Raw genomic sequence first — 25776 nt, forward strand, 5'->3', positions numbered from 1 at the left:
TAAAATGTAAATCAGTTAGGAATTGTTCTCTGTCATAAGCTCCCATCTCACACCAAACCTGTCCACTAATGATACCATACAAGTACTATATGTAGTTTCCTTTAGTGGTACGATATCGCTCCCCCCAACACTTAACATTGAATAAGCATCCTTTACTTCATCTACAGATTCAAAAGTAACAACAATAGATAAATTCCTACCAAATGGAATTTTATCTAAAGAATCTGAGAACATAAATCGCTGACTACCAATTATCATCTCTGCATGATATACATATCCTTGTTCTTTTTCTGATAATAAATTGGATAAATCAGATGGGTCTGCATCACTATAATGCATCAATGTAGTTATCCTGCCTCTAAATACTTTTTCATATAACTTCAATGCCTGTTCACATTCTCCATTAAAATGTAAGTTAGGCGTAATAATCATACATTACTCCTCCTCGATTTTTTAAAATTATGTATCTGTTCCAACATCATCCCATTCATCATCCATATAATTAATTAGCCAATTTAAAGTTTTGTGTCTTTCAGATACTACACCACTATCTAATTCTGAGGGAGCTTGTCTTCCTTTTATTCTTGCATTCACACAAGCCCAATCATATCTATAGATTAAATCTGCTTCATCAAGTATTTCTTCTTTTGATCTTAAATTTGATTTATTTAAGAATTCATTGAAGTCTTCAAAGTTTTTTAAAATACTTACAGATTTTGCAACGTCGCATATTTTATCTGGATATTCAAGTTTTTCGATAAATCCTAAAGCCCATAGTAATGTCCAAAGACACTCATATCTCCATGCAAACTGAATGGAATCTTCCTCTTTTGGATTATCATTATTTATAAATTCAATTTCGTCTGGTGAAAAATAATCCTGTGCATTAAAAATACTTATTACAGTAGAAATAATTTCTTTTTCTACATTAATGTCTTCGCCGCTTAATTGACATTCACCCTTAAGTGCAACAATACATAAAGCTACAGCACGCTTAACAACCTCTTCTTTAGTCCTTATTTTTGCATCTTCATCTCCAACTATAGGAGGTAAATGTTCTATAAATGGTATGTTTTTCTCTAAAAGAATTTTTTCAGACCTTTCTTTACGTTTTATCCCAGAATCAATTATCTTTAAATTTCTATCTAAATGACTAGTATGTGCGGTAACTACAAAATCTTCTATTTCAGAATTTCCATCTAAATCAAGTATTAATTTTCCATCACTGTTCAGCATTTCTCGTGAGCCCCAAAATATGATTCCATCTAATTTTTTAGATATAGTTAATAGTTCCTTGTAAAATTCTTCTGATATATCCTTTTCACTTTCAATACCAATAACCATATTTAATGTAGTAATCTTTATTAATAATTTTTGTTTAATATCATTATTTTTTGCTGGCACTTGAGCGTAAAAATTATACATTCCATTAATGTATCTAAAAAATTTATCCGGATCAGTCTTGCTTATCATAATGTTAAAGCTATTTGCTGACTTACTAAATAACTTATTATTTATAACACTTATTTTGCTCTTGTCCTCATTAATTCTTATAGTTTTAGATTTATAAATGTTACTAATAATTTCATAGAGTTCATCTAAATCAAAATAGGAACTATAAATTGCACAATTTCTCAATATTATCACCTCTTGAAAAGTAAACTATAATTTTATTTTTTTCTAAATATATTAAGCAATGATCTTTTTTTGTCTTTCTTATTATATTCCCCAATTATTCTTCCAGATAGCCAAAACGTTCCCTCCACTACATCATTAACACAAATATCTCCCTCTAATATTTCTGGGTCAACTACAATATCAAATTCACCACCAAGTGTACTTACTTTTGCCCATATAAATTCAATATCGGTATAAAAATTTCTCAATTTACATCTATCTACAACATGTCCTGTAAACATTGCCATAGCTTGAGACGAATTTCTATCCTTTTCTGTTGAATTAAATAAACCAACAGGAATAAACGCCTCTGGTGCAAGTTTAAATTCTTTTTCTTGTGAATTGCTAAATTCTTCATCATCTTTATAAACAGATATTTTATGTGCAAATCCAGTTATTTGAGCGTTTACAATTTGAGGAGTATTAATTTCTCTATAAATCTCCATATCGGGCAAATCAAAAACAAATGGATATGCTCCTTGACTTTCTCCTTCTTGTGGATCAGCCCAACAATAGAAAGCTCCATCTAGAACAGTATCATCCTCCCGTTTAATTTTATCTGTGATTCTCACTCTCATTTTTGATTTTCCAGTAAAATGTGGATTCATACCAATAGCCCTATTATTTTTATCTATTTGCCCCCAAAGTTCTACTCCATTTCCAATACTCCACTTAATATATGTGCCTAGTTCAGTGCTAATTTCCTCTCCATTTTCATAAGCTTCATTAAAATAATTAGAGAAATCCTCCTTTTTAATTATGTTTAAACCTATACTTGAAAAATGACTTGCCATATAAATTCTCCCTTCATCAAATACATAGTATTGTGACAAAACTTTTCATATTGATCAACTCTTTTCTAGCAATTCTTTTAATGAATTATAATACTCCGTTGGATTATTGTTCTTTGTTCCACAATACAAATTCCTTATTGCACTGATAAGTTACTACTAATTGAAATAATTCCAAATCTGCTATAGCTGCATTTTCATCTATGTACCCAACAAATGTGGCATATTTATTAAAACCATTTTTCCCTTTATCTTTTAATAGTTGTGTATTATCATATATTGAAATTGAAGAATCATAAGACTGTAAATATTCTGTTGGGTAAAACAAAGGCTTTACTGATACATTATTAATAGTTTCATAAATTACATATATGGCCTTTTTACCATTAGGTATGTTAGCACTATAGTCCTCTCCTTTTCCCCCTTCAATAACTCCCTCTATAAGGATTTTGTCTGTAAATTCTCCCCATTGTTCAGAATGAATCTCAACGGATTTTTGATATTTTCCAAAAGGTAATTTTAAATTTATACGTGTTACGTAATGTTTTGTATAATTTTTGAATACAAACTTTAGGTTATGTATTTTATTTATCGGTATAATATCTTCACTTCTATAAATTAAATCTGCAATAATTATAGATTGATTTTTAAAATAATCTGGTATATTTATAAGGCTTCTAAATTTATTAAAAAATTCTCTTTCTTTTCTTTCTTGTTCTTCTTTATGTTTTAAATATTCTTCTTCATCATAAATGGATGGTGTGGATGATAATGAATTCATTAATGATGACAAAATTTCCTTAAGATCTTCATCTTGAAGAATATTATTTGTAGCTTCTTCTTGCGAAATTTCTGGTAGCTCTATACCATTCTTTGATATTTCATTTGTATTAATATCTTCAATGAAATTTGAGTTAGATATATCCTCTGGATTGATATTTATTTCTACTTTATTTTCTATAACATTTTCTGGTTCATATCTATAAGTAGTGGCAGTTTTATTATTATCGCCAACTTTTATACCATTTACTTCAATATAATAATTAGCATTTTCCAATGGCCATTTTGAAGCCGATAATTCTGATATGTTTTTCGACCATCGTTCCCCAATATTATAATTTGTTTCTTCATATTCTTCATACTCATAAGTGATGCTAGATTTCATTAAATCAATTGGCGCTAAAATCTCTAATATATACTTCCCCTTAATAGGGTATAGTGCAGAGGCATATAGGTTACCCATAAATGGTTTATTAATTTCAATATAATCCGTATTATTAAATCTATATTCTCCTGTTGTCATACCTTATCTCCTTTCAATATCAAGTGATTCTTAGCTTCAGATGTAGTTTGCTTAAAAAGAATACTTACTCCAACTGAAGGTTATTAAGAGATTTCTTAGAAGCTTTGCTTCTTAGAAATCCTTATCCTTTAGGGGAAGAACTTATCAAGGGACGTAGCATCCGTTATGCACAGTATAAGAACTCTAAATCGCTGAAGCTCAAAAGTTCTAATATCTCCCACTTGTAGAAAAGCAGAGAACTAAAATCTTTGATTTTACGTGAATGGCTTTCACAGAGTGCGATGGGAGTATTACGGATGGTAGTCATCGGATAAAAATTTTAATATACTAATATTTCTTTCATTTATTCCACTAACATCTTTATTAACTGAATAAGTTAAAAGGTGATATGGTGGTTTATCTCTCATTACAGTATAATCCATAATATCATTATATTGTTATATCAAAATCAATACAATAAAAAATCATTTAATTCCTTGTCTGGTTCGGTCTAAGGCTGATATAATTAGAATAGTAATAATATTGATGTAAATTATTAGATTAACTTTTAAACATTAAATAAAAGCGAGGGGATATATGATGAATATAATTATGAAAAACATTGCATATGGATCAAAAGAGTATGATGATACTGTTGATCTTAGAAATGAAGTCTTTCGCAAACCTTGGGGACTGGATATTAAAAATGATGATTTAAGTCCCGACAAGAACATGGACATGTATGGTGCCTTCTTAGATGATAAATTGATTGCTACAGTTTTCTTAACAGAAGATGATAAAGAAACAGCTCGAATAAAAAATGTGGCTATATTTAAAGAATATAGGGGAACTGGTCTTGGAAGATACCTAATGGATTTTATAGAAAACATAGCTAGAGAAAGAGGCTACACTAAAGCCGCTCTAATGGGTAGAGTTTCAGTAGAGGATTTCTATAAAAAATTAGGATATAAGAGCATTGGTGAACCTTATGATTATAAAAGCATTCCTCATATAGATATGATAAAGGATTTATAGATTTTAAATACAAAAGCAGTAAGGTTTTTATTCTTACTGCTTTCTACAACTCTACGCAAAAGCAATCATTTATTTTTACTCTTTTTGCTTGCAACCCAAAATGCTAGTATTACTAAAGGAATAAATATAAACCATGGAATATTAATGGTACTTTGAATTATAAATGAAATTACTAATAAAACAACAACTCCCATAATGCAGTAAAAACAACCTCGTCCGAATGTTTCCATAAAATAAATCCCCCCCTTACATAGTATTCAGTATTAATGTATCTTAATACAAATGCTACCAAACAATTTTCTACTTCCTTCTTGATCTATTAATATCATTTTTTACTAGTTCAATGTTTTGAGGTTTGAAATATATTCCGTACTATTAAATCTATATTCTACTGTTGTCATATAGCTTCTCCTTATCATACTCTAAACTTAAATGAATTTTTCTTACATCATACTTAATATTTTACCTATCACTTCTTTTTTTAGAACTATATTATGTCCTGATATACAGGTATCAAAATCTATTTCCTTATATTTTTTCATTGTACTAATATAAACATCCTTATCACAATAAATACTTGGAATAATTTCATCCATACTGTCGCCAATATTATCTCCAACGAAAAGTACTTTTTCTTCTTCATCCAAAACACTTATTGAATCTAATGTATGTCCAGGTGTATGAAATAACCTAATTTTATCTTCTGGAAAATATAGTTCGTTTTCAAAAACCAAATTAGGAAGATACATTTCAACCTCACCATAGCAATATTGCTTGTTCTTCTGCATCATATCTTTCCACTTTGATTCTATCATTTCACTACATAATTTATGAGATATAATTGTACTATTTCGTAATGAATTATTTCCCCAAATATGATCCCAATGATGATGTGAATTTATTACAATTGTTTGTTTATTATGATTTTTTAAGTATTCATTAATTGGAGCAATGCTTAAAGAACCTAATCCCGTATCAATAATGTAATTTTGTTTTTTCCCAATAATTAAATAAATATTTAGATTCCACTCTGGATTAATATGTGTAAATAAAATCCCTCTATTTTTTATTTTTTCAATTCTCATTACTCTATTCCTCCTGTTTTAACCACTTAATCTCAAATCCCTAGACTATTTAAAGTTATTTCAAAAAAATCAATCATACTGTATTTTCACTATTAGCTATATATTACCATGAAGCATTTGTAAAATATAGAACTCTTTATGAATAGCAATATATGCACTTATATTTTTGTAAATATTGCATCGTTTATTTTATAAAATTAAATCATTATAATATAAAAACAATTAAAGCAAATGTTAGAAGCAATGTATTCATATCGTTTCTAATATTTGCCTTTGTTTTATTTTAATAAATTTATATTATCTATATCTTCTCTTGCTTTTGCTATATCTAAAGCTGTTTCTACATTATTATTGATTATGGTTTTATCCGCACCATTTTCTAATAGAATTGTTATTATTTCCTCTGACTCTTCTCCATTAGCTGCAAGACAATGCAGTGGAGTATTTCCATCATCATTTTTATCATTTACATCTACACCATTATCTAAAAGGAGTTGTAATATTTCTTCTTCTTCGCCATCTGCCGCATAATGTATTGAAGAAAATCCAAATTTATCTTTTTCATGTAGCAACTTTGGATTCTCCTCTGTTATTTTCCTTAATAATTCTACATCTTGATAAATAGCTATTGCTTTATATAAATCTTCTAAATTATACATAATAAAGTTCCTCCTAATTTTTTAATGCCACATTACTTCAAGTGTAAATAATTCTATTATCTCAGATGTGTTCTATAACTTTTTCTTTAAGAAATACAACCATTATTTTTTATCATCAGATAATTGCATATGTAATAATGGAAAAGGTTTATTCATCCCGTCTCTCTCTGACCTTCCAATAACATCAAACCCCATATGTTTGTAAAAGCCTACTGCTTGTTCATTCTGCTCATTCACATCTACAAATTTTGCATTAAGAACATTTATGGCATACATCATTAATTGTTGTCCAATTCCTTTTCCACGTACTAAAGGATGAATAAATAGCATTTCTATTTTCTCTTTTTCTACCCCTATAAAACCTACAATATTATCTTTCTCGTCACGTATACATGCCAATTCTACCATATGCAAAAATTCATTTTGAATTAAAGGTTTGAAAAATTGAATATCCTGTTCCGTTAAAAAATGATGGGTTGCTCGTACCGATGCTTCCCAAACTTCTACTACTTGTGGAAATTCTTCAAGCTTTATAGTATCTATATTATTTTTTATTTCATCACTCATAATTCTTGTCTCTCCTTTTATTTGTTTAATACTCATGAATCTGTAGCTATTACATATTAGTACAATAGTAAAAATATATTTAAAAATCCTATGTTAACTTTTAATCCACGTAGAATCTTTTAGGAAAATCTTTTATATTCTCAATTTCAAAATATTCATCAAAATCCTTTTCTTCTTTTGTTTCATAAAATTTATTTATAGTCTCAATAAAACATTGAAGATTGGGAGCAATAATGTTTCTATCATTATCTGCATGCCAAAACTCAATCAACTGCCCTTGCTCACTGGTGAAGATCCCCCTTATGTCATAACAAATATAGTCACCACCGCCATTATGCAATATTGGTATCCAATTTTCATTCCACCAATTTTCAATGTCAAAATCATATCCAATCATTGAAGTTAATTCACTTCCTGAATCCAACACCTCTTCTAACGGCATAAACGTTGAATTGTTTACAAAGGAGTCATAACAATCATTTCTTTGTCCATTTTTCCACTGATAAAGTGCTTTTAAATCCTCAGGTAGGGTAATATTAAATTTTTCTTCTAAAGCTTTAATTTGATTTTCTTTTAATGGCTCATTGAGCATTGAATAAAAATCAGGCCTTTTTGTCCTTAAGTAACTATCTAAAATATCCAACTGTTCCTTCATATATTTATAATCCTCCTATTTATTTATTCGTCAATTCTAATGTAATCTAAGGTCCATTCATTATTAGAAATAAAGGATTAAATATTTATCTAATTAATATCTGTATTAAAACATTCACCGTTTTTTAAATGAATAAGTTGAGTTCGTAAATTTTGCTCTAAAATTTTATCACTAAGCCTACTTATAGATACTTTAGTATGAGCAAAGGGTAAGCGAGTGGCAATATCTTGATGCATAGGTATAAGTATTTTAGGGGTTAAATCCTTTAAGGACTTTAGCGCTCCTGATTCTCCCATGGTCATTGGCGGTAAATAATATGTTATAGGTAACATTGCAATATCAATTACATGCTCTCTAGATATATCTTTCATGAACTTTCCATAATAAGTGTCACCAGCAAAATACAGAGTTACACCTTCTGATTTGATAATATAACCTACAGCTGGACATATGTGGTTAGCTTGTACAACAGTTATAGAAAAATCCCCTACAACAAATTCCTGGCCCTTTTTAATCCATTTGCTTTTAAATATCAATGTATTCAATGACAATTTTGGAGAATATATTGTACATTTATCTTTAAATTTATTTAAAAACTTAATATCCATATGATCGAAGTGACTATGACTTAACAATATAGCATCAAGATGTTCAATTTCTTTATAATATGTTGAAACATTAGTAGTCCTCTTATATAGTAAATTGCCACTATTGCTGAAATATGGGTCAAGCATTATTTGAGATTTTTTACTCTTTAGTAATACAGAACAATTTCCTAATAATTTTATTTCCATATTATTTTACCCCTTTTCAATTCTTACTGTTAAAGTATTGTATTTCAGATAATATTCATGACAAATTGCTTCTTATCAATTAATTATATATTAGATTATTTTGGATATTTTATCAATAATTAACCAAAATATACTTATTAGTGCAATTTGTTTGTATTTTATTAATTTTTATAAATAAAATACATCATCTCTTATGAAAGATGATGCTCATAATCTAAAATAAACTCTAAACATGGATCTATATTTTCTATATAATCTTCTATGCTTAATTCTATATTAATGTCTGGCATAAAGGATAGTAGTCTATCATCCTCTATGATTTTGTAATACTTTGTTGAATAGCAAACTGTAAGGCCAGAGTTTTTCAAATTAAACCTTTCTACTTCTCCATAACAGTTTGGTTTCCCTCCACTACCTTCTCCTATAAATATTGCGTTTGTATTTTCTTTTAACATAAATACATTTAATAAAGCTGAGGAAAATGTTTCTCTCCCTACTATTACAAATAAATTACTTTTATTGTTTATTGTTTTAGAACTTTTTACATACTCAATAAAAGGTTCTAATAATCTAGAATCGCCACCAAAGTTATTTCTAAAATCAACAATAAGCTTTTCTACATCATTTTCTTCTATGAATTTAATCAACTGTTCACAGAAATTATTAAGGTTAATATCATTCATATTTCTACAGGCGTTATATTTAAAATATACTGTTTTTAAATTCTGTAAATATTCAAACCAATAATATTTTTCCTCATTTTTTTTGTATAAAAGGGTGCTATTATTAAGTTTATTAATAGCTTCTAATTTTAGTTTTTCTCTAGCCTCTTTTATTGCTAGAGGGCTAATTTCTAGTGTTTTCTTACTTCCATTTTGATCTTCACATGTAAACTCTAAACTTCCAAAATCGTCTATAATTTCTAATCCATATAAAATTTCTACAGCGGGTAAGTATTTAGGTAACTGAGCTTTTAAAAGCCACTGATTTTCATAGGATACAATTCCACTTAAGATATTTATAACCTCTTCTATATCTATATTATTTATATGGGTTATTTTGCAACTCAGTATTTCTTTATATTCCTCAAGAGTATGGATTACATATATCCCATCCTTAAACCAGTATAATTCTATGGGATATAATAACCTTACCGGCAAGCTAAGAGAGGTATGAGCGTCTCTAAAGGATGCAACAATTTTCCCTAAGTTTACTGCAATCTCATAACTATCGTAATAATCTATATTATTTTTTAATCCTTTTATTTCCTCATAAAATTCTCTTTCTTTCTTATGAAAAAATAAGTTCTTATGCTTTTTAGGAAGTTCTAATGCTAGTAAATCTATATCTTCTATCCACTTATCTTTTATCATAATTCTAGCTCCTTTGCTTTTCCTAAGGAAGTATCTTACTTACTCTACCTACTATTCCATTACTGAGACGAACCTTTATTCCATGGGGATGAGTAGAGGAATTTGTAAGAATATCTTTAACCACTCCTTCTGTCAATTTTCCTGTAGTTTGGTCTTGTTTTTGTATGATTAAAACCTTTGTGCCTGGTTTAATATTTTCACGACTATTTCCATTCATAATATATATTCTCCCTCATATTTTTCTAATTATATTTTATATAATTAAATGTTAAATGCTATCATTTTTTCTCAATATATTATTAATCCATATAGAATATATGACTATACAAATTATAGAAAAACTATAAAACTGAAAGGATATAATATTACGCTTTTCCCTAAATGATAATATTATAAAAAAAATTATCATTAAATAAGTAATTCCTCTTACTATATTTTTAACTAGATTATCCTTTCTATTTACAAAGAATTCATTTAAATATATTTTCTTTATTTCCTTTTTTGACGCTCTAGTAGATACACAAATAAGAAATATAATATTTGCTATTAAAAATAACATTCCTACTGCTATTCCAACTAACACAATGCCAGTCCCATTATCAGCATTATCGGGTATATTCGCATGCATTACAATATAATAAGTAAAAAATCTTAGTCCTACTTTAGAAATAAAGAACATCATCCCTATGAAATATGATATTCATAATATAAAATGACACTTTTCTAAAATTTTCCAAATTTACTCTCGATATTTATATAATTATTTCTTTAACAACTAATTTCAACCTCTTTTCCCAACGCTTTACCATGGACATGTTTCCAATTTCCTTGTTAAAATGGCAATAATTCATAAATTAACTATGCCGAATCTTCAAGAGAAGTACCGGGGATATTTTTGGGGTGAATCTCTTAATAATTGAGTAGGGTGCCTCTAACCCGAACCCGTCAACTAACCTGGGAGGCAAAATGGAGGGGTTTAGCGAATGATAAAATCAAAACATTTAAAAACACTTTTAGCAACTTTGACTTTAAGTTTAACTTTATCTACTACAGTTCTTGCAGGAAACTATACAGTAGCTTCTGGTGACTCATTGTACAAAGTTGGAAAGCTCTTCAATACTTCTGCAGATACATTAATAAAAAATAATGGTATCAATGGAAGTACCATTTATCCTGGACAAGTATTGAAAGTTCCTTGTGATACATACACCGTGAAAACTGGTGATAGTTTATACCTAATTTCTAAAAAATATGGTGTAAATTTATATGATTTAAGAAAAGCAAATAACAAATGGGATAATACCATTTATCCTGGACAATCTCTTAATATTCCAGGAAAGAACTCTAATGCAGGAAATTCAACTCCTAGTAACCAATCTACTCAAAAGCCTGTTATAAATTATAGTGAATCTGATTTAGATCTTTTGGCTAGACTTGTAACTGCTGAAGCACAAAACCAACCTTATAACGCTCAGGTTGCTGTGGCAAGTGTTGTAGTAAATAGGGTAAAGAGTTCAGCGTTTCCAAACAATATTTCCTCTGTAATTCATCAGGTAATCAATGGATATTACCAATTTACTCCTGTTTTAAACGGGTGGATAAATAAACCTGCTACTGAAACTGCTAAAAAAGCCGCTAAGGAAGCTTTATATGGTGCTGACCCAAGCAGAGGTGCACTATTCTACTTTGATGATAGTGCTACCAATAAATGGTTATGGTCCAAGCCTATAACAGCAAGAATAGGTAACATGGTTTACGTTAAATAGAAAATTATTTAATTTATCCGATGACTACCATCTGTAATACTCCCATCTTCTACAAGTGGAGGATATTAGAACTCTTGAGCTTCAGCGATTTAGAGTTCTTATGCTGTGCATAACGGAGCTACGTCCCTGGATAAGTTCTTCTAAGCTTCAGTTGGAGCAAGTATTCCTTTTAAGCAAACTCCATCTGAAGCTAAGAATCACTTGATATTAATCTCCTCTCTTAAAGTAAGAGAGGAGACTTGTTTTAATTATTTATTTTCAGGTACAATAAAGTATTTATAATGTAAGGATTTACTTAGCTGCTCTGAAGAATAATATCTATTTTCCCCTTTAGGTGTACCATCTAAATATCTTTGATAATCCTCGCATGCTGGATCATATATTTCAAAATAAGTTTTGCCATCAACTATTTTATACCCTTTAACTATTATAGCGTTAGTGGAAAAAGTTTTTCCTTTTCTTAAATGGAAATCTCCTACTCTTTCTTCAGTATTAGGATTATATTCAATATCATCTACCCATACACCAAAAATCAATATATTTCCTTTGTCTAATTCATCTATTATAGGTTTATCATTCCATATTTCGTAAGAAGACATCCAAACTCTTCTAGACTTAACTCCAAATTTCTCTAAGTATGCCTGAAGCATGTCCATATCCCACGGCTTCCCATCATTAATATATGTAGAACGGGCATATTCCACGCTTTTGTTATAATCAGGCTTAAGCCATTTTAAAGCCATTGTAGCACAGGCTACATTTGAATTATTATTGCTATATTTCCCAGTATCATATTGAGAAGTATACCAATCATAAGGTCTATCATTAGTAACATATTTAGTTTCATTTTCCCCTAGGCCAAAACATTCATTTTCACTCTTTATCTTAAATTCTACTTTTTTTTCTTCTTTCAATTTATCTCCATAAAAACTTTTTATATTATCACCAATATTAAGTGTATAGCTCTCTCCATATTGATAGGAATCTTCTTCTGGAAATACTGATATCTTATTTTCGTCACCTTTTACATATACAGGCACTTCTTTTCCTTCTTTATCTTCTACTGTAACTCCTTTTAAATCATCTTCATCAAATTTAAGTCTTTTATTAAAAGTTATTACCCAAGTCTTCCTATTATCTACATAATATTTATCATTTTCTTTTATAGTATCTTCCATTGTCTTATCTTCCATTCTAGGCTGAGAAGCTTCTTTTTTTAATGTTATATGTTCTTTATCCACATATCCATAAAGGTCATATCCCACTCTAATCTTATAACACTCCTCTGTTTCATCCACTATTGTCACATTATCATTTCCTACTAATTTATAAATTACTTTTGAATCTATGCTTTCGCTCTCTCTAACATTTAATAAGCTTTCCATATTTACACTACCTGATTTTGTAGCGTACGCTTTTACACTAGGGTTGTGAAAACTTATAAAAACTATACCTAATGCAAAAATTAAATTATATATCTTCTTATTTTTCATAATAATACCTCGCATGATTATAAAAATACATTTCAAAATTTATCATATTTTTTTAAGCTATTAACTATATATTAAATTATTTTTCATATACTATCAACAAACTATTAACAAATTCACATTTTGTTGCTAATTTTTATTACTAATTGTAAAATATAACCATAGAAATATTGAGGGAGGTGCCATAAATGAGTAAACTTTTTACCTATTCTATCAATACTTCAAAGACTGAAGAATTTATAAATATAAATAGTCTTTTAAGAAAAGCTATAAAAGAAAGTGGCATAGAGAGTGGTACTGCAATTATATTTTCCCCACATACCACTGCTGGAATAACCATAAATGAAAATTCCGATCCAGATGTAGTTAGAGATATACTTGTAAATTTAGATAGGGTTTTCCCTATAGTTGGAGATTATATGCACATAGAAGGCAATTCTCACGCTCATATAAAAACTTCACTTATGGGGTCTAGTGCCAATGTTATAGTTCATGAAGGGTCACCTTTACTTGGCATATGGCAAGGAGTTTATTTTTGTGAATTTGACGGTCCTAGGTCTAGAAAGGTACATATAAAATTAATTGAAGGATAAATGAAAAAGAGCTAAGTATATAGATTTTTTAAACTTAGCTCTTTTAAAAAACTTAACTATTTTTATTTAAAATATTCAACAAAGATTTAAAACTTTTTACTTTTTTATTTTTAGGATTTGGCATATGCAATTCATCGTATGTCTTTCGGATAAAATCCCTTAATATTTCTTTATACTTAAATCCTAGCGCTTTATACATAGTATTTCTACTATGCATAATAATTAACTACAATGATTCTTAACAATTACCTTAACTGGATTTTCACCACTTGATGCCCAAGACAAATCATCTAATGGATTCCACACAATATAGAGCCTCCTATTTTGCCTGTTGTAAATCTGCGTCAGCTCCTTCTCCTGTTAAGTTTGAAACAACATAGTACTGATATATCTTACCATCTTTTTCATAACTAATTAATAAGTTTGAAAATGTTTCTGGTATATAGGCCTTTATCTTTAACGACATACTAGTATCAAAACTTTTTTTACTATATAAATCCTCGTTCACTTCACACTTGACTCCATCATATGAAATACTTTGGATTTTAAAATCTGTTAGAACACTATCTGTTGTCAAAATAAATATTGCTGTAGGAGATTCTGATAAGGATAACTCCTCATTATTTGTGTATTTACTCAAATTTACTACAGATACGGCACTTAACTTTAAGCCAGCCTCTTTATCTACAGGTGTTTTTATATCCTGTGTATCTTTTTGTTTGGTGGTACCCTCTTTGTTTTCAGTAGTCGTTTTTTCTTCGTTGGTACTCACTTTGTTTTCTATAGTTGATTTTTGTTCAGATAATGAAGTTTCTTTTCCACATGCTGTTAACAATATGCTCCCCATTAGAAATAATGCTAAAATTTTTCTTTTCATTATACCCATCCATCCTTTTTCTACATTACAATTAATATAGAGGTAATTGCCCAAATTCATTTTGGCAATTAAGAATTATTATAGCAAATAATGCTAAAAACAAAAAATTCACCTCCCTCCTTTCAATCTACATAACCTCATCTTACTTTTCATCATTTGTTTCCCTTGGGCTCTTTTTGTTTACACTCTACCATAATTAAAGGCTGAAGAATTTATAAATATAAATTGTCTTTTAAAAAAAGTATAAAAGAAAGTGGCGTAGAGAGTGGTACTGCACTTATATTTTCCCCACATACCACCGCTGGAATAACCATAAATGAAAAAGAGCTAAGTATATAGATTTTTTAAACTTAGCTCTTTTACAAAAACTTCACTATTTTTATTTAAAGTATTCAACAAAGGTTTAAAACTTAATTAATTTAATCCCTATATCTTCATTAAGTTCTTTGGATACTTCTCCATCTATTACATCCAAAATTATCTCACCAGTTACACTTATAATTGCTGAATTTAAATGACCACCTTTAACATTAGAATCTTTATCTCCTAAATTAATATGTATGTGAGGTATCAATTCATCCCCTGACATAATTACATTTCCAACTAAGGATGTTATTTCAAAGTCTTCGCAAAATTCTTTTTGATTATATACTTTTTTGCTCAATTCAAATATTCCTATTGTAACTTTATCTGTAGCACCTATCCCTGTTACTGATGCTAATTTTATTTTTTCTTTTTTGCAAATCTCTTTAATAGAAGTAATTATTTCATCCCCTTTATCTAATCTTATAATATATTTTTCGCCAAACTTTCTATAATCCACTTAATTACCCTCTTTCCTTATAATTTTTCATCATTCTTAGAAATATATATGTCTAAAGCTTTAATTCCCCTTCTTAAATGTTCTTTTTTGAAACTTTATTTATAAACTCTTCTATATCTTTAAAAAGTTTCTCTTGGTCATCTCCGCAGCATATAATATGATTTGAGTTCTTATAATATTTTAATACTTTAGTTTTAGAAGATGAGTTATCATAAATATATTTAGCGCTTCTATGATGAACTGTATCATCAACTAAACCCTGAGCTACAAATATAGGGCATTGAATTTCCTTTATTAGTGGTTTTGTCTTCCCTAGAAGTATTCTAAAATTCACCATAGCTTTAAAAGGAATTCTAACAGATGAATTGTAGTATCTTTTAAGATTTGTGTACTCTCTTTGTTTAAAATCATCTACAATGTTTAAATACACCCTTTTCATGTCCCAATAATATATAGGACTACATAGGGTTATTAATCCAAATATATTATACTTTAAAGCAAGATTTACTCCAATTAATCCCCCCATGGAAAATCCTATTATAAATATTTTTTCACATTTATTTTTAAACTCTACTAAACACTTTTCCACTGAAGAAATCCATTCTTCATATGTTGTTTTTTTTAAATCTTCTTTAATTCCAGTGTGTCCTTCAAGTTTTGGACATGTTGTTAAATACCCTTTATCATTTAAATATTTATTTAATGGCTCTATCTCTTCTAAACTTCCTGCAAAACCGTGTATTATTACACACCCTATTCTTCCATCCATCTAATAACATCTCCTATTCTGCGTATTTATTCTTTATAAATTCTGTCCAATTCTTGTTTATATCATCCCTATACGCTGAACGTTAGATTTTTTATTTTCTTGTCTTACCACATATATTCTCAATGGATACTTTTATTACCCTTGTCCTATTAGCAGCTCTTTTTATATATTCCATACCGCTTTCAGTATATTCAGGTGAATATTTTTCAATAATAGCAAATAAGGCTCTTTCTTTTTCTTCATCATTTACTTCTGTTGCCTTGCCAAATATTATTGTACTTTCATATTCCGTACTAAACTTTTCTGGAAGTAGCTTAGTTCTGCCAACTACAGAAAAAGAAACCTTATTATTTTTTTCAATACTATCTAATTTTTGCCCCTCTCTAGCACAGTGAAAATATATAGCATTTTCTAGATATACATAACTTAATGGCACTCCATAGCCATAATCATTTTCCCCTACCATAGATAGAACTCCATACTCACCATTTTTTAGTACTTCAATAGCACCTTTCTCTTCTAAACTTCTATCTTTTCTTCTTACTTCTCTAAACATCTTTTATCCCCCTAAAAATTTATTTCTCCTTTTAACATAATGATGCCTTTACCTATCATCTCCATACGACCATTTTCAATTATTTTAATAATAATTTCTCCTCCCCTATCTGATGCTTGATATGCTTTAAATTCCCTTTTACCTAATATATCTCCCCAATATTTAGCTAATGCTGTATGTACTGTACCTGTTACTGGATCTTCATTTATTCCTGCCCAAGGGTTGAAATATCTTGTGATAAAATCATATTCTCTTCCCTTTGTTGTTACTCCTACTCCCTTAACATCTATATTAAAGTTTAAATTTTTCATTCCTTCAAAGTTTGGTGTTAATTTTAACACTTCTTCTTCTTTTTCAACTCGTAGAATTAATTTCTTTGTATTCTTTCCATATGCAGCCTCTTTGCAATTTTCAATTCCCATGGCTTTTAATAACTCCACTGGGACTTCTACCATTTCATATTTATCTATTGGGAAATCTAATACAATTCCATTTTCACCTTTTTTAGCTACCAAAACTCCACTTTGTGTTTGAAATTTAATTTCATTTTCCTCTACACCAATTTCTTCAAATAACACTTGAGCAGTTGCTAAAGTGCCATGCCCGCACATAGAAACTTCAACCTTTGGTGTAAACCATCTTAGGTTAAATTCATTATTTTTTAAACTATTTTCGTCTATAGTAACAAAAGCAGTTTCTGATAAGTTAATCTCTTTAGCTATAAGTTGCATTTCTTTATCTTCAATAGAGTGATTTAAAATACATACTCCAGCAGGATTTCCTCCAAAGGCTTCTTTTGCAAAGGCATCTACTATATATATTGGCAATTTATTTTTTTCCATTATATTACCTCCTGGTTAAAAATTATATCTCTAATAATTATTTTACCCTATAACCTTAGGTAATGGACAATAGTTTTTACATAGTTTTATTAATTTTCTGTAAAATACATAAAAAATACACTACATATTAAAAATAAATGTAGTGTATTTTAATTTAAGCTAAAGTATCAATTTTTTTAGGTGTAACATATTCATCCTTAACCTGAGTTTCATTGCTCTTATTATCTTCTACTAGGTTAGAATTATCTTTATCTTTATTATTTCCTTCAACATTTTTAGTAGTTTCTGCATTAATTTTCTCAGCTATTTTACCAATTTTTGAGCTTATATTATTAGATCTATTTTCAAATTCACTAGCTTTTTTCTCTTTTCCTTCAGCTATTTTAATATTACCTCTATCTCTATCTAATTCTGCTTCTTTTTTTAATATACGAGAGTTTCCATCTAGTTTGGTTTTTATTTCATTAATAGATTTCATCTCATTATAGCTTGTACTAACTTTGATTAAATTATCCATCCCTGGAGTATAAGTATCACTATCAATTGAATTATTCTTAGAGCTATTATTTTGTGAACTTGTATCTTCTTTTTTATTTCCTTGAATCTTTTCCATTTGCTTTTGTTGAATAAGTGTATTTATATTTTCTATTTGCTCCTTTAGGGGTTTAATCATTTCAGACTTTGTTTTATCATCTATTTTTTCCCCATTTATCCTTTGTATTTGTTCCTGTATTTTCATTTTTTCCTTTTCTAGCGACTTAATTTCATTATCTATTCCATTACTTTTAATGGCAAAATCACTAGAGCCTCTTCCACCTACTGAAGATATATTCATATTTAGTTACCTCCATAATTTTACTTATTTATATTATCATCGGTATATCTTCCATTTACTTTAATTTATAAACAATATTAATAAATATTAATTTATTTCTCCGATAAAAATAAGTGATTATATAAAAAGATATACAAGTTATATTTTTATAATCTAATACACAAAATAAGCCTATAATATAATCCTTTATTTTATATGCCCTTTGTGTATATGTAATAAATTATTTTCTTGAGGAGTGAACTAAATGAAAAAGAAAACATTATGCATTTCACTATTTTTACTATTTTTTATCACAAGTATAGTTTATTCTAAATCCCCTCTTAGAGTATTAGTTAACGATAAAGAAGTACCTAATAATGGGGACTATTTAATAAAAGATGATAAAATTTATGTAAAAGATGAAGCTTTAACTAGAGATTTTAACATTAATATATTCTATGATAAAGATGAAAACAGATTAAGATTATATGATACGAATAAAATTGAACTACAAGCTAGATGTAAAATGTTTGAAGAGTTTGCAAATCTATATGATCCTAAAAGCCCAGATGAGATAGCTGAACTTTGGGCAAAAGGTATAAAAGATAGAAATGGAGTATTTCAATATGTAACCTATAACAAAGCTTTAAGAAATGAGTTTAAAAGATTAGCAGAAAACCGTAATTCTTGGGTAACAGGATTCTCAAGTCCTTGGGTTGAAGACTATAAAATAGAAAAAGAGGAGATATCACCTTTTAAATTTAAATATAAAATAGTTTTTAATGCTACAACCTCCGCTAAAGACAAATATATCTGGAACGCAACCCTTGAAGTTGCAAAAGAAAATGGTAAGTGGAGAATTGTAAATTTAGTGAAAGATTTTGATATATTATGATATTACACTTGTAAAATATTTACTATAATGATTAATTGTAAAAACAAAAGAACTAAGCGTATAGAGATAGAACAACTTTTTTTCAAAGGTCACCACTATATACTTAGTTCTTTTTTGTGTTAAATTTATAATGTTATTTTATGTCCTTCACTAGATAAGGCATCTATAGCCTTATTGATATCCTTTTCTTTAACTAAAATATAATCAGTATCATAAGTAGATATAGCAAATATGCTTATCCCCTCTTGCGCTAGTAATCTACTTATAGAAGCTAATATTCCAATAAGAGAAAAATCTAAAGGTCCTTCTACTTTTAAAGCCTTCCATGGTTTTTCACACTTTATTCCTTCAGGAATGCTCTGTAAATTACATACAATTGATAGTTCGTCCATGGTTTTAGTAATGGAATAAAACTCACTATTTTTACACCACTGAGGAATAATTTCATCTTTTTCTAATCTACAGACTCCAAAGTTCTGTTTTAGTAGGCTCATGTTTAATTCTATATTATTCACAGTAACCGCACCTCTTTATCTATAACTTGTATCTGCAAGAGTTGGTGTATGTTGAAAGTTTATAGGTTCATTATTATATAAAAATTTTACTCCATCAATCCATTCACCTTTATATTCTTTTTGTAGGAATGATTCTATAAGTCTGTCTTCTGTTATTATTCCTCCTGCGGAACCCTGAAGAAATTCTGTTACCCAAGCAGGGGACTTTAATAGTGAAGCATCTTTAATTCCTTGATTATCCTTAGATTCTTTGATATTAACTACCGCTATTTTCTTTCCCTTCACTTCATCTATTCTTACTACTTCTATAGGAAGATCGCTAAAATAATACTTAGACAATTCTCCTGCTATCATATTTAACTTTTGAATTAAAGTTTTATCTTTTGGTATAACCATGTAAAATCCTACTTCTTCTTTATAAGTATCTATATTAGCAGTATAAGCAGGAAGTAGTTCATATTTATTATTCTGTTTATTTTCTTTAAACATCTCTATTATTGATACTTGATCCTTTACTTTACCTTCTAAGGCTCTATATTTTTTATCTAAATCATTTACAGTTTCCTGTAAATTAGCATTTCTTTCTGTTAAAATTTCTATTTTTTCTTCAAGCGCGTCGCTTTCTGCGTTCGTTGGCTTTGATTTAGAACATCCAAGCATTGTAAAACCTAAAAATATTGCAACAAATAAACTCCATATAATTTTCTTCTTCATATTCTCCTCCTCAAATTCACAAATTATTCTATATTTTTATTCTACCATTAATTATAATAAAAAAATAGCACTTCTTTCTAATAAAGGAGTGCTTATACTATATTATTTAATTTTTTCTATTTATCATCTACTAATAATAGTTTTTTAATTAGGGTTGTAATTACTATGTTTGAATATTTCTTCCTCTTCTATCTTTGTCCACTCATTAATAGTAATATTAGGATTGAAGTCTATAAATCTTCTTACTATATTAAAGCCAATAGTATAACCGCTAAACAGAGGAAACTCTTTTCCATCCCCATTCATTATTTTATTTATGTTTTCTTCACTATAAAGATTATTTTTTATTTTATTCCATACTTGAATTTCCTCTTCTTTATTTAAAGCATAAGATATCTTAGATTTTTCCTCTGGATATACAATACTAGTAAAAACCTCTGCCTTCCCATCTGAGATAAGCATATTTAATAGATTATTTTTTCTTGCATTATTAGATATTTTCTTTTCTACAGAATGATAATATTCATGAACCGTAGTTAACTTAATTTCACTTTCCCATCCATTCACCTTAGTGTTTACAACCATAAATATATTTTTCTCATCTGGTGATACAGCCCTTACCCCAGTATTGAATATTTTTGTAACTTCTGGATCTTCAGGTAGTATATAAATATTTATATTATTATTAGGTAATACGCTATGAGCCTTTTCTAAACTTTCCTCTACAGTTTCTATTAAAACACCTTTATTTTTCTTTAAGCTCTTTAATTGCTCTTCAAAAGCTTTTATATCTTTGATTCCATATGGGAAATATAAATTTTCTATATTATAGTAGTGCTTATCTGCAATGGGATTTACCATTTTATCTTTAAATATTTTTTCACTATATTCCTTTTCTTCATTAGATTTTTTTATGTAATCTTCTACATAATCATCTAAAAAAGTAATTGTCCATTCATTTTTAAGTTTTACATTAGAAGTTTGACTACTAGTACTTTTACACCCGCCTACAAAAAACATACTTACTAAAATAGCAATAAGGCATATTATGTTTATTTTATGCTTGTTCATGACTAAAACCGCCCTTTATTTAATTCATTTTAGGCTATTCCACTCTACTATTTTTTCAAAATCTTTTTCCTCTAGGAATTCTAATCTTATCATATTAGTCCCCCTAACTATCGCTCAATTTAAATATATGAAGAATTACTGGTACACTCATTAATGATATGCCTATAAGTTCTATTCTACTTAATTTTAGATATTCATTTACACTTACTCCTTTTTGTATTTTTATGGCACAATATATTAAAATACAAAGGCTAATTATAGTAGCAAAGCCGCTAATAGCCTCAGTACTAAAAACTTTATATTTTTTATCAATTATATCCTTTAATGTTTTTAAAAGAATAGCGATAACATACAATATACTCAAGGATATTAATACCCTAATGTTTTCAATTCTTCTCACTAAAAACATAATGCTTATAAAAACAAAAGCCACTAATATCTCAACAAAAATATTTTTATTAAATTTAAATTTTTTCCCCATATCCCTCTCCCATATTTAATTAACATAATTTTTCTAACAATATAGAATGTATTTTAATTCCTTATATTAATTATACAATATTTTGCAGAGAATTTGTGGGGTATAAGGGATTAAGAAAAATTGTCTTGCAATTATAGATCTTTATGAAAATAAATATTTGTGAAACTTAAAGGAACTAAGTATATAATGGTAGGAGAGCCTTTTTGTGAAGCGACGTCATTATGTACTTAGTTCTGCTTTTGGATACTTAATTATTCTTGTAGAAATTTATAATTGCCAAATCAATTTGGTATGAATAGTTTTGTGCTACACTCTCTCTACACTATATCCCTATTATTAAACTCATTAATCCCAATTACAATAAATATTGTAGCTATTATAATTCCTATAATGTACATATTAGCTCCCATGTCGAAGAAATTCATTGAACTTCCATTTAGTAATGCTCTGCCGGGGTATGTCCAGGGAAATAACACCCAAAATTTTGTGTTGGATATTAAAAGGGATGGTATAGAAAAGGCTACTCCTACTCCTAAAGGAATCCCTATATTTGAAAATCTAATGCTTAAAAAAAACTGTATCACCATTACCGGTATTAATGATATAAAAGTCAATAAAGGTGCGTATATAATGTTAGGTGGTATATATGTATTACCCGTTATAAAAAATCCTCCAACAATTACAGTAAACATAAATACTAGTAGGTTTAGTAGTATAAAACCACTTCCTATAATTAACTTTGATACATACATATGCATTCTTTTTACTGGCAACGCACAAATTTTTTTCCAACCATTTTGAGCATTTTCTATCTTTGCCAGTATAGCCATTACTACGGTAACAAACACTGGCAAAAGTATCATTCCATAAAAAATTGCACTTTGGGTATATAGCTGTTGCCATACATTTTGTCCTTTAGAGGTAAAAATATCTTCATATCTTAAAAAATTTATAAATCCTATGCTTACAAAAAATATAGGCACAAGGGTTATAGTCCATAACAGTTTTGAATGTCTCAATTTTATTAATTCTACTTCTATAGCTTTCCTCACTCTCTTCACTCTCCCTTATTAAACTTCTACTCTCTTAAATTTAATGATTCCCAAAGCCATCCAAAATGCTGCTGCGATAAAAGATATAACTACAAAAGTTGTCAATTCACTTGCATCTAAAAATGGAAGAGCATCAAAGGTATACGTGTATGGAACCATTTTAGAAATTATTTTCCCTTGATAGAACATGTAAGCCGATATTCCTCCGCAAAACCCTATACAGGCTGCAACTATGGAATTTTTCATAAAACAACTTATAAATTGTTGTAGACTTATTATGGCCATCGCTCCTATAGTTTGAAGAACTATATATTTTATAAATAGGTTAAGATTTAACGTTTCCTCTATCTTTAATATTTTTCCTACAGCTATAATTCCTAGTGAATTTAATAATATGGATATCAGCGTAACTATAAATATGACTACCCATTTGGACATATATATTTTATATCTTTTAGCAGGTTTAGATAATATGGTCTTCCATGAATTTTCACTGTATTCTACATGATTCACTATTGCTGCAATTAAAGATATAATTAAAATCAACAGCAGGTTCCATTGCATACCCATATGATTTTCAAAAAGTATTAACTGCCATTTGTTTTCTACTCCTATGTCATTTAGCTTTTTTAGCACTTTTGCACTTGTTAAATAATCTGCTCTATAATACCAGTCCCCAAATAACATCAAAAATGAAATTAAGGGTACTATAAAAGATATTTTCCAAAGAGCTCCCTTTTTGTATTTTAGAAATTCTGATTTTAAAATGGATGGAAACCTCATAAACTCACTCCTTCCTTCGTAATATCTAAGAATATTTCTTCTAAAGTTTTTTGTTTTTCTATAAATTTAAATATTCTATCTCCCTTCATTATTAAATCCTTTAACAATTCTTCACTTCTTTTATCCCCAATTTTTACGAAGATTTCTTTGTCTTTAATGTCTGGAACATAGCCTAGTCCCCTTAAGTTTTTTACTGTTTCGCCAATTTCTCTGGAGCCGATACAAATTTCTCCTGCACTTTTTTTATGAAGTTCATCTAAAGTTCCTTGAAATAGAAGTTCCCCATTATTTATAATTCCGATATCATCTGCCATAAGATCTATTTCATTTAATATGTGACTTGATATAATCACTGTCATATCATAAAGCTTTGGTAAATCTTTAATCAATTTTCTTATTTCATGTATTCCAGAAGGATCTAGTCCATTAGTAGGCTCATCTAATATTAAAAGCTCTGGCTTACCAAGGAGTGCTCCTGCAATTCCAAGTCTTTGTTTCATTCCAAGTGAGAACTTTTTAACCTGCTTATTTTTCCATTGACTAAGTCTTACAATATCCAATGCTTCATCGATACACTTCAGATCTGCATCTAATAGTTTTGCTATTACTTCTAAATTTTCATAGGCAGTTAAGTTTCCATAATATGAAGGGGATTCAACCATAGAACCTGTTCTTTTTAAAATATCCATTCTATTTTCTTTTAAATCCTTATTAAATATTTTTACTTTGCCTTTTGTAGGCTTCATAAGTCCTAAAAGTATTCTTATGGTAGTGGATTTTCCTGCTCCATTAGGCCCTAAAAATCCATATATCCTCCCTTTTTTTACCTGAAGATTGATATTATCAACAGCTTTAAAATCTCCAAATTTTTTACTTAAATTTTTTGTTTCAACAATTATATCTGACATATACTTTCCTCCTAAATTAAACTTTATCTAAGTTGTTTTAAGTTTAACTTTTGTACTTTAATTCTTCTTAATGTGAACCTTAATGGAACCTTAAAGTTTTCTGCAATCCATAGCTATTATTAAAAAGCATGTAAATAAATGCTATAATCTAAGTGAAATCATATAAAATATGAGGTGTTAAATATGAATGAAGACATTTTAGATAGAAAAATATTACTTATAGATGATGAACTAGAACTCTTAAAACTTTTAGAGGCAGTTTTAAAAAAAGAAGGTTTTAGAAGGATTTTTAAGGCTACTAACGGCGCTGAAGGCATTAATCTTTGCAAAACAGAAAAGCCAGATATTATAGTTTTAGATATTATGTTACCTGATATTGAAGGTTTTGAGGTGTGTAAAATAATTAGAGAGTTTTCTATATGCCCGATAATCTTTCTTTCTGCAAAGTCTGAAGATGTAGATAAAATTCTAGCCCTTGGTCTTGGTGGAGATGATTATGTTACAAAACCTTTTAGTCCTAAGGAAGTAGCTTATAGAATCAAAGCTCATCTTAGGAGAAATATGTATATAAAAAATGCCCTCTTATGTGAGAAAAAACAGCTTCAATTTGGAGATATAGGGATTAATTTTACTAGTGGAGAAGTTTTTAAAGGAAATGATCTCTTAAATTTTACAGCAAAAGAATATGCCCTTCTTTGCTATATGGCTCAAAATCCTAATAGAATACTAAACAAACAAATGATTTGTGATAATGTTTGGGGAGATGATTATTACGGTTATGATAATACTATAATGGTTCATATAAGAAAATTACGTGAAAAATTAGAAGATGATCCATCCCATCCTAAATATATAATTACAGTTAAAGGACTGGGCTATAAACTCAATACTTCAATGTAGGAGTGTATT

Annotated in this window: 35 protein-coding genes and 1 riboswitch; of the genes, 6 read left to right on the plus strand and 29 right to left on the minus strand. The window is 28.7% G+C overall.

Annotated features, from left to right (window positions below):
- Window positions 1-15 precede the first annotated feature (15 nt).
- From KQI86_RS05320 to KQI86_RS20340, 5 genes are all read right to left on the minus strand, one after another.
- Complete coding sequence (locus tag KQI86_RS05320) at window positions 16-432, minus strand: VOC family protein (protein WP_216438097.1); 417 nt, start codon at window positions 430-432, stop codon at window positions 16-18.
- 27 nt (window positions 433-459) lie between these two features.
- Window positions 460-1638 (minus strand): DUF4272 domain-containing protein, encoded by a 1179-nt coding sequence (locus tag KQI86_RS05325; RefSeq protein ID WP_216438098.1) that lies wholly within the window; start codon window positions 1636-1638, stop codon window positions 460-462.
- A gap of 32 nt (window positions 1639-1670) precedes the next feature.
- A complete protein-coding gene (locus tag KQI86_RS05330) occupies window positions 1671-2471 on the minus strand; it encodes a hypothetical protein (RefSeq protein WP_216438099.1) in 801 nt (266 codons plus the stop codon).
- A gap of 103 nt (window positions 2472-2574) precedes the next feature.
- On the minus strand, window positions 2575-3771 hold the full coding sequence (locus KQI86_RS05335; RefSeq protein ID WP_216438100.1) for a hypothetical protein: 1197 nt from the start codon (window positions 3769-3771) through the stop codon (window positions 2575-2577).
- A gap of 290 nt (window positions 3772-4061) precedes the next feature.
- Complete coding sequence (locus tag KQI86_RS20340) at window positions 4062-4193, minus strand: hypothetical protein (RefSeq protein WP_281417207.1); 132 nt, start codon at window positions 4191-4193, stop codon at window positions 4062-4064.
- 169 nt (window positions 4194-4362) lie between these two features.
- On the opposite strand from KQI86_RS20340, the gene KQI86_RS05340 reads away from it, so the two are divergent.
- On the plus strand, window positions 4363-4785 hold the full coding sequence (locus KQI86_RS05340) for a GNAT family N-acetyltransferase (RefSeq protein WP_216438101.1): 423 nt from the start codon (window positions 4363-4365) through the stop codon (window positions 4783-4785).
- Window positions 4786-4850: 65 nt separating this feature from the next.
- Here KQI86_RS05340 and KQI86_RS05345 read toward each other — a convergent pair whose 3' ends face one another.
- From KQI86_RS05345 to KQI86_RS05385, 9 genes are all read right to left on the minus strand, one after another.
- Window positions 4851-5015, minus strand: coding sequence for a hypothetical protein (locus KQI86_RS05345; protein WP_216438102.1), 165 nt, complete (start codon window positions 5013-5015; stop codon window positions 4851-4853).
- Window positions 5016-5228: 213 nt separating this feature from the next.
- The gene (locus KQI86_RS05350) at window positions 5229-5870 is read right to left on the minus strand and encodes an MBL fold metallo-hydrolase (protein ID WP_216438103.1); all 642 of its coding nucleotides are present in this window, start codon (window positions 5868-5870) and stop codon (window positions 5229-5231) included.
- Window positions 5871-6148: 278 nt separating this feature from the next.
- Window positions 6149-6529 carry an ankyrin repeat domain-containing protein gene (locus KQI86_RS05355; RefSeq protein ID WP_216438104.1) on the minus strand — a complete coding sequence of 127 codons (381 nt, stop codon included), beginning with the start codon at window positions 6527-6529 and terminating at the stop codon, window positions 6149-6151.
- Between the two features lie 102 nt (window positions 6530-6631).
- Entirely contained in the window at window positions 6632-7096 is a 465-nt protein-coding gene (locus tag KQI86_RS05360; RefSeq protein WP_216438105.1) for an acetyltransferase, read from the minus strand.
- Between the two features lie 100 nt (window positions 7097-7196).
- Complete coding sequence (locus tag KQI86_RS05365) at window positions 7197-7751, minus strand: SMI1/KNR4 family protein (protein ID WP_216438106.1); 555 nt, start codon at window positions 7749-7751, stop codon at window positions 7197-7199.
- 89 nt (window positions 7752-7840) lie between these two features.
- Window positions 7841-8545, minus strand: coding sequence for an MBL fold metallo-hydrolase (locus tag KQI86_RS05370; RefSeq protein WP_216438107.1), 705 nt, complete (start codon window positions 8543-8545; stop codon window positions 7841-7843).
- Window positions 8546-8736: 191 nt separating this feature from the next.
- Window positions 8737-9918, minus strand: a complete 1182-nt coding sequence (locus KQI86_RS05375; protein WP_216438108.1) for a S41 family peptidase — start codon at window positions 9916-9918, stop codon at window positions 8737-8739.
- Between the two features lie 22 nt (window positions 9919-9940).
- Window positions 9941-10135: a YwbE family protein gene (locus tag KQI86_RS05380; RefSeq protein WP_216438109.1), complete on the minus strand. Its 195-nt coding sequence runs from the start codon at window positions 10133-10135 to the stop codon at window positions 9941-9943.
- A 51-nt stretch (window positions 10136-10186) separates the two neighbouring features.
- Window positions 10187-10600 carry a hypothetical protein gene (locus KQI86_RS05385; protein WP_216438110.1) on the minus strand — a complete coding sequence of 138 codons (414 nt, stop codon included), beginning with the start codon at window positions 10598-10600 and terminating at the stop codon, window positions 10187-10189.
- 169 nt (window positions 10601-10769) lie between these two features.
- Window positions 10770-10897: riboswitch (cyclic di-AMP (ydaO/yuaA leader) on the plus strand.
- A gap of 4 nt (window positions 10898-10901) precedes the next feature.
- On the opposite strand from KQI86_RS05385, the gene KQI86_RS05390 reads away from it, so the two are divergent.
- The gene (locus tag KQI86_RS05390) at window positions 10902-11684 is read left to right on the plus strand and encodes a LysM peptidoglycan-binding domain-containing protein (RefSeq protein WP_216438111.1); all 783 of its coding nucleotides are present in this window, start codon (window positions 10902-10904) and stop codon (window positions 11682-11684) included.
- 248 nt (window positions 11685-11932) lie between these two features.
- Here KQI86_RS05390 and KQI86_RS05395 read toward each other — a convergent pair whose 3' ends face one another.
- Window positions 11933-13177, minus strand: coding sequence for an SH3 domain-containing protein (locus KQI86_RS05395; protein ID WP_216438112.1), 1245 nt, complete (start codon window positions 13175-13177; stop codon window positions 11933-11935).
- 185 nt (window positions 13178-13362) lie between these two features.
- Between KQI86_RS05395 and KQI86_RS05400 the strand changes: the two genes are divergently transcribed.
- A complete protein-coding gene (locus tag KQI86_RS05400; RefSeq protein WP_216438113.1) occupies window positions 13363-13767 on the plus strand; it encodes a secondary thiamine-phosphate synthase enzyme YjbQ in 405 nt (134 codons plus the stop codon).
- Window positions 13768-13819: 52 nt separating this feature from the next.
- On the opposite strand, the gene KQI86_RS05405 is transcribed toward KQI86_RS05400, so the two are convergent.
- Both KQI86_RS05405 and KQI86_RS05410 read right to left on the minus strand, forming a co-directional pair.
- A complete protein-coding gene (locus tag KQI86_RS05405; protein ID WP_216438114.1) occupies window positions 13820-13984 on the minus strand; it encodes a hypothetical protein in 165 nt (54 codons plus the stop codon).
- Between the two features lie 102 nt (window positions 13985-14086).
- Complete coding sequence (locus KQI86_RS05410) at window positions 14087-14644, minus strand: hypothetical protein (protein ID WP_216438115.1); 558 nt, start codon at window positions 14642-14644, stop codon at window positions 14087-14089.
- A gap of 225 nt (window positions 14645-14869) precedes the next feature.
- Between KQI86_RS05410 and KQI86_RS05415 the strand changes: the two genes are divergently transcribed.
- Window positions 14870-14983, plus strand: coding sequence for a YjbQ family protein (locus tag KQI86_RS05415; protein ID WP_246582656.1), 114 nt, complete (start codon window positions 14870-14872; stop codon window positions 14981-14983).
- 64 nt (window positions 14984-15047) lie between these two features.
- Here the strand turns inward: KQI86_RS05415 and KQI86_RS05420 are convergent, their stop codons facing one another.
- The 5 genes from KQI86_RS05420 to KQI86_RS05440 all read right to left on the minus strand — a co-directional run bounded on the left by KQI86_RS05420 (window position 15048) and on the right by KQI86_RS05440 (window position 18469).
- Window positions 15048-15467 (minus strand): PPC domain-containing DNA-binding protein, encoded by a 420-nt coding sequence (locus KQI86_RS05420; protein WP_216438116.1) that lies wholly within the window; start codon window positions 15465-15467, stop codon window positions 15048-15050.
- 73 nt (window positions 15468-15540) lie between these two features.
- Entirely contained in the window at window positions 15541-16236 is a 696-nt protein-coding gene (locus tag KQI86_RS05425; RefSeq protein ID WP_216438117.1) for an alpha/beta hydrolase, read from the minus strand.
- A gap of 91 nt (window positions 16237-16327) precedes the next feature.
- Window positions 16328-16792, minus strand: a complete 465-nt coding sequence (locus KQI86_RS05430; RefSeq protein WP_216438118.1) for a pyridoxamine 5'-phosphate oxidase family protein — start codon at window positions 16790-16792, stop codon at window positions 16328-16330.
- An 11-nt stretch (window positions 16793-16803) separates the two neighbouring features.
- Complete coding sequence (locus tag KQI86_RS05435) at window positions 16804-17634, minus strand: PhzF family phenazine biosynthesis protein (protein WP_216438119.1); 831 nt, start codon at window positions 17632-17634, stop codon at window positions 16804-16806.
- A gap of 154 nt (window positions 17635-17788) precedes the next feature.
- A complete protein-coding gene (locus KQI86_RS05440) occupies window positions 17789-18469 on the minus strand; it encodes a FlxA-like family protein (protein WP_216438120.1) in 681 nt (226 codons plus the stop codon).
- A gap of 244 nt (window positions 18470-18713) precedes the next feature.
- On the opposite strand from KQI86_RS05440, the gene KQI86_RS05445 reads away from it, so the two are divergent.
- On the plus strand, window positions 18714-19343 hold the full coding sequence (locus KQI86_RS05445) for a hypothetical protein (RefSeq protein ID WP_216438121.1): 630 nt from the start codon (window positions 18714-18716) through the stop codon (window positions 19341-19343).
- Window positions 19344-19468: 125 nt separating this feature from the next.
- Here the strand turns inward: KQI86_RS05445 and KQI86_RS05450 are convergent, their stop codons facing one another.
- The 7 genes from KQI86_RS05450 to KQI86_RS05480 all read right to left on the minus strand — a co-directional run bounded on the left by KQI86_RS05450 (window position 19469) and on the right by KQI86_RS05480 (window position 24867).
- Complete coding sequence (locus KQI86_RS05450; protein ID WP_216438353.1) at window positions 19469-19837, minus strand: ACT domain-containing protein; 369 nt, start codon at window positions 19835-19837, stop codon at window positions 19469-19471.
- 36 nt (window positions 19838-19873) lie between these two features.
- Window positions 19874-20572 (minus strand): hypothetical protein, encoded by a 699-nt coding sequence (locus KQI86_RS05455; protein WP_216438122.1) that lies wholly within the window; start codon window positions 20570-20572, stop codon window positions 19874-19876.
- 144 nt (window positions 20573-20716) lie between these two features.
- Window positions 20717-21643, minus strand: a complete 927-nt coding sequence (locus tag KQI86_RS05460; protein WP_216438123.1) for a DUF2268 domain-containing putative Zn-dependent protease — start codon at window positions 21641-21643, stop codon at window positions 20717-20719.
- Between the two features lie 103 nt (window positions 21644-21746).
- A complete protein-coding gene (locus tag KQI86_RS05465) occupies window positions 21747-22124 on the minus strand; it encodes a hypothetical protein (protein ID WP_216438124.1) in 378 nt (125 codons plus the stop codon).
- Between the two features lie 317 nt (window positions 22125-22441).
- The gene (locus KQI86_RS05470) at window positions 22442-23176 is read right to left on the minus strand and encodes an ABC transporter permease (RefSeq protein WP_216438125.1); all 735 of its coding nucleotides are present in this window, start codon (window positions 23174-23176) and stop codon (window positions 22442-22444) included.
- 18 nt (window positions 23177-23194) lie between these two features.
- Window positions 23195-23959, minus strand: a complete 765-nt coding sequence (locus tag KQI86_RS05475; protein ID WP_216438126.1) for an ABC transporter permease — start codon at window positions 23957-23959, stop codon at window positions 23195-23197.
- Window positions 23956-24867: an ABC transporter ATP-binding protein gene (locus tag KQI86_RS05480; RefSeq protein WP_216438127.1), complete on the minus strand. Its 912-nt coding sequence runs from the start codon at window positions 24865-24867 to the stop codon at window positions 23956-23958. The genes KQI86_RS05475 and KQI86_RS05480 overlap by 4 nt, the downstream gene beginning before the upstream one ends.
- 183 nt (window positions 24868-25050) lie before the next feature.
- Between KQI86_RS05480 and KQI86_RS05485 the strand changes: the two genes are divergently transcribed.
- Window positions 25051-25767, plus strand: coding sequence for a response regulator transcription factor (locus KQI86_RS05485; protein ID WP_216438128.1), 717 nt, complete (start codon window positions 25051-25053; stop codon window positions 25765-25767).
- Window positions 25768-25776 lie beyond the last annotated feature (9 nt).

The organism is Clostridium mobile (genome assembly GCF_018918285.1).
GTDB classification, from domain to species: Bacteria; Bacillota; Clostridia; order Clostridiales; family Clostridiaceae; genus Clostridium_AW; species Clostridium_AW mobile.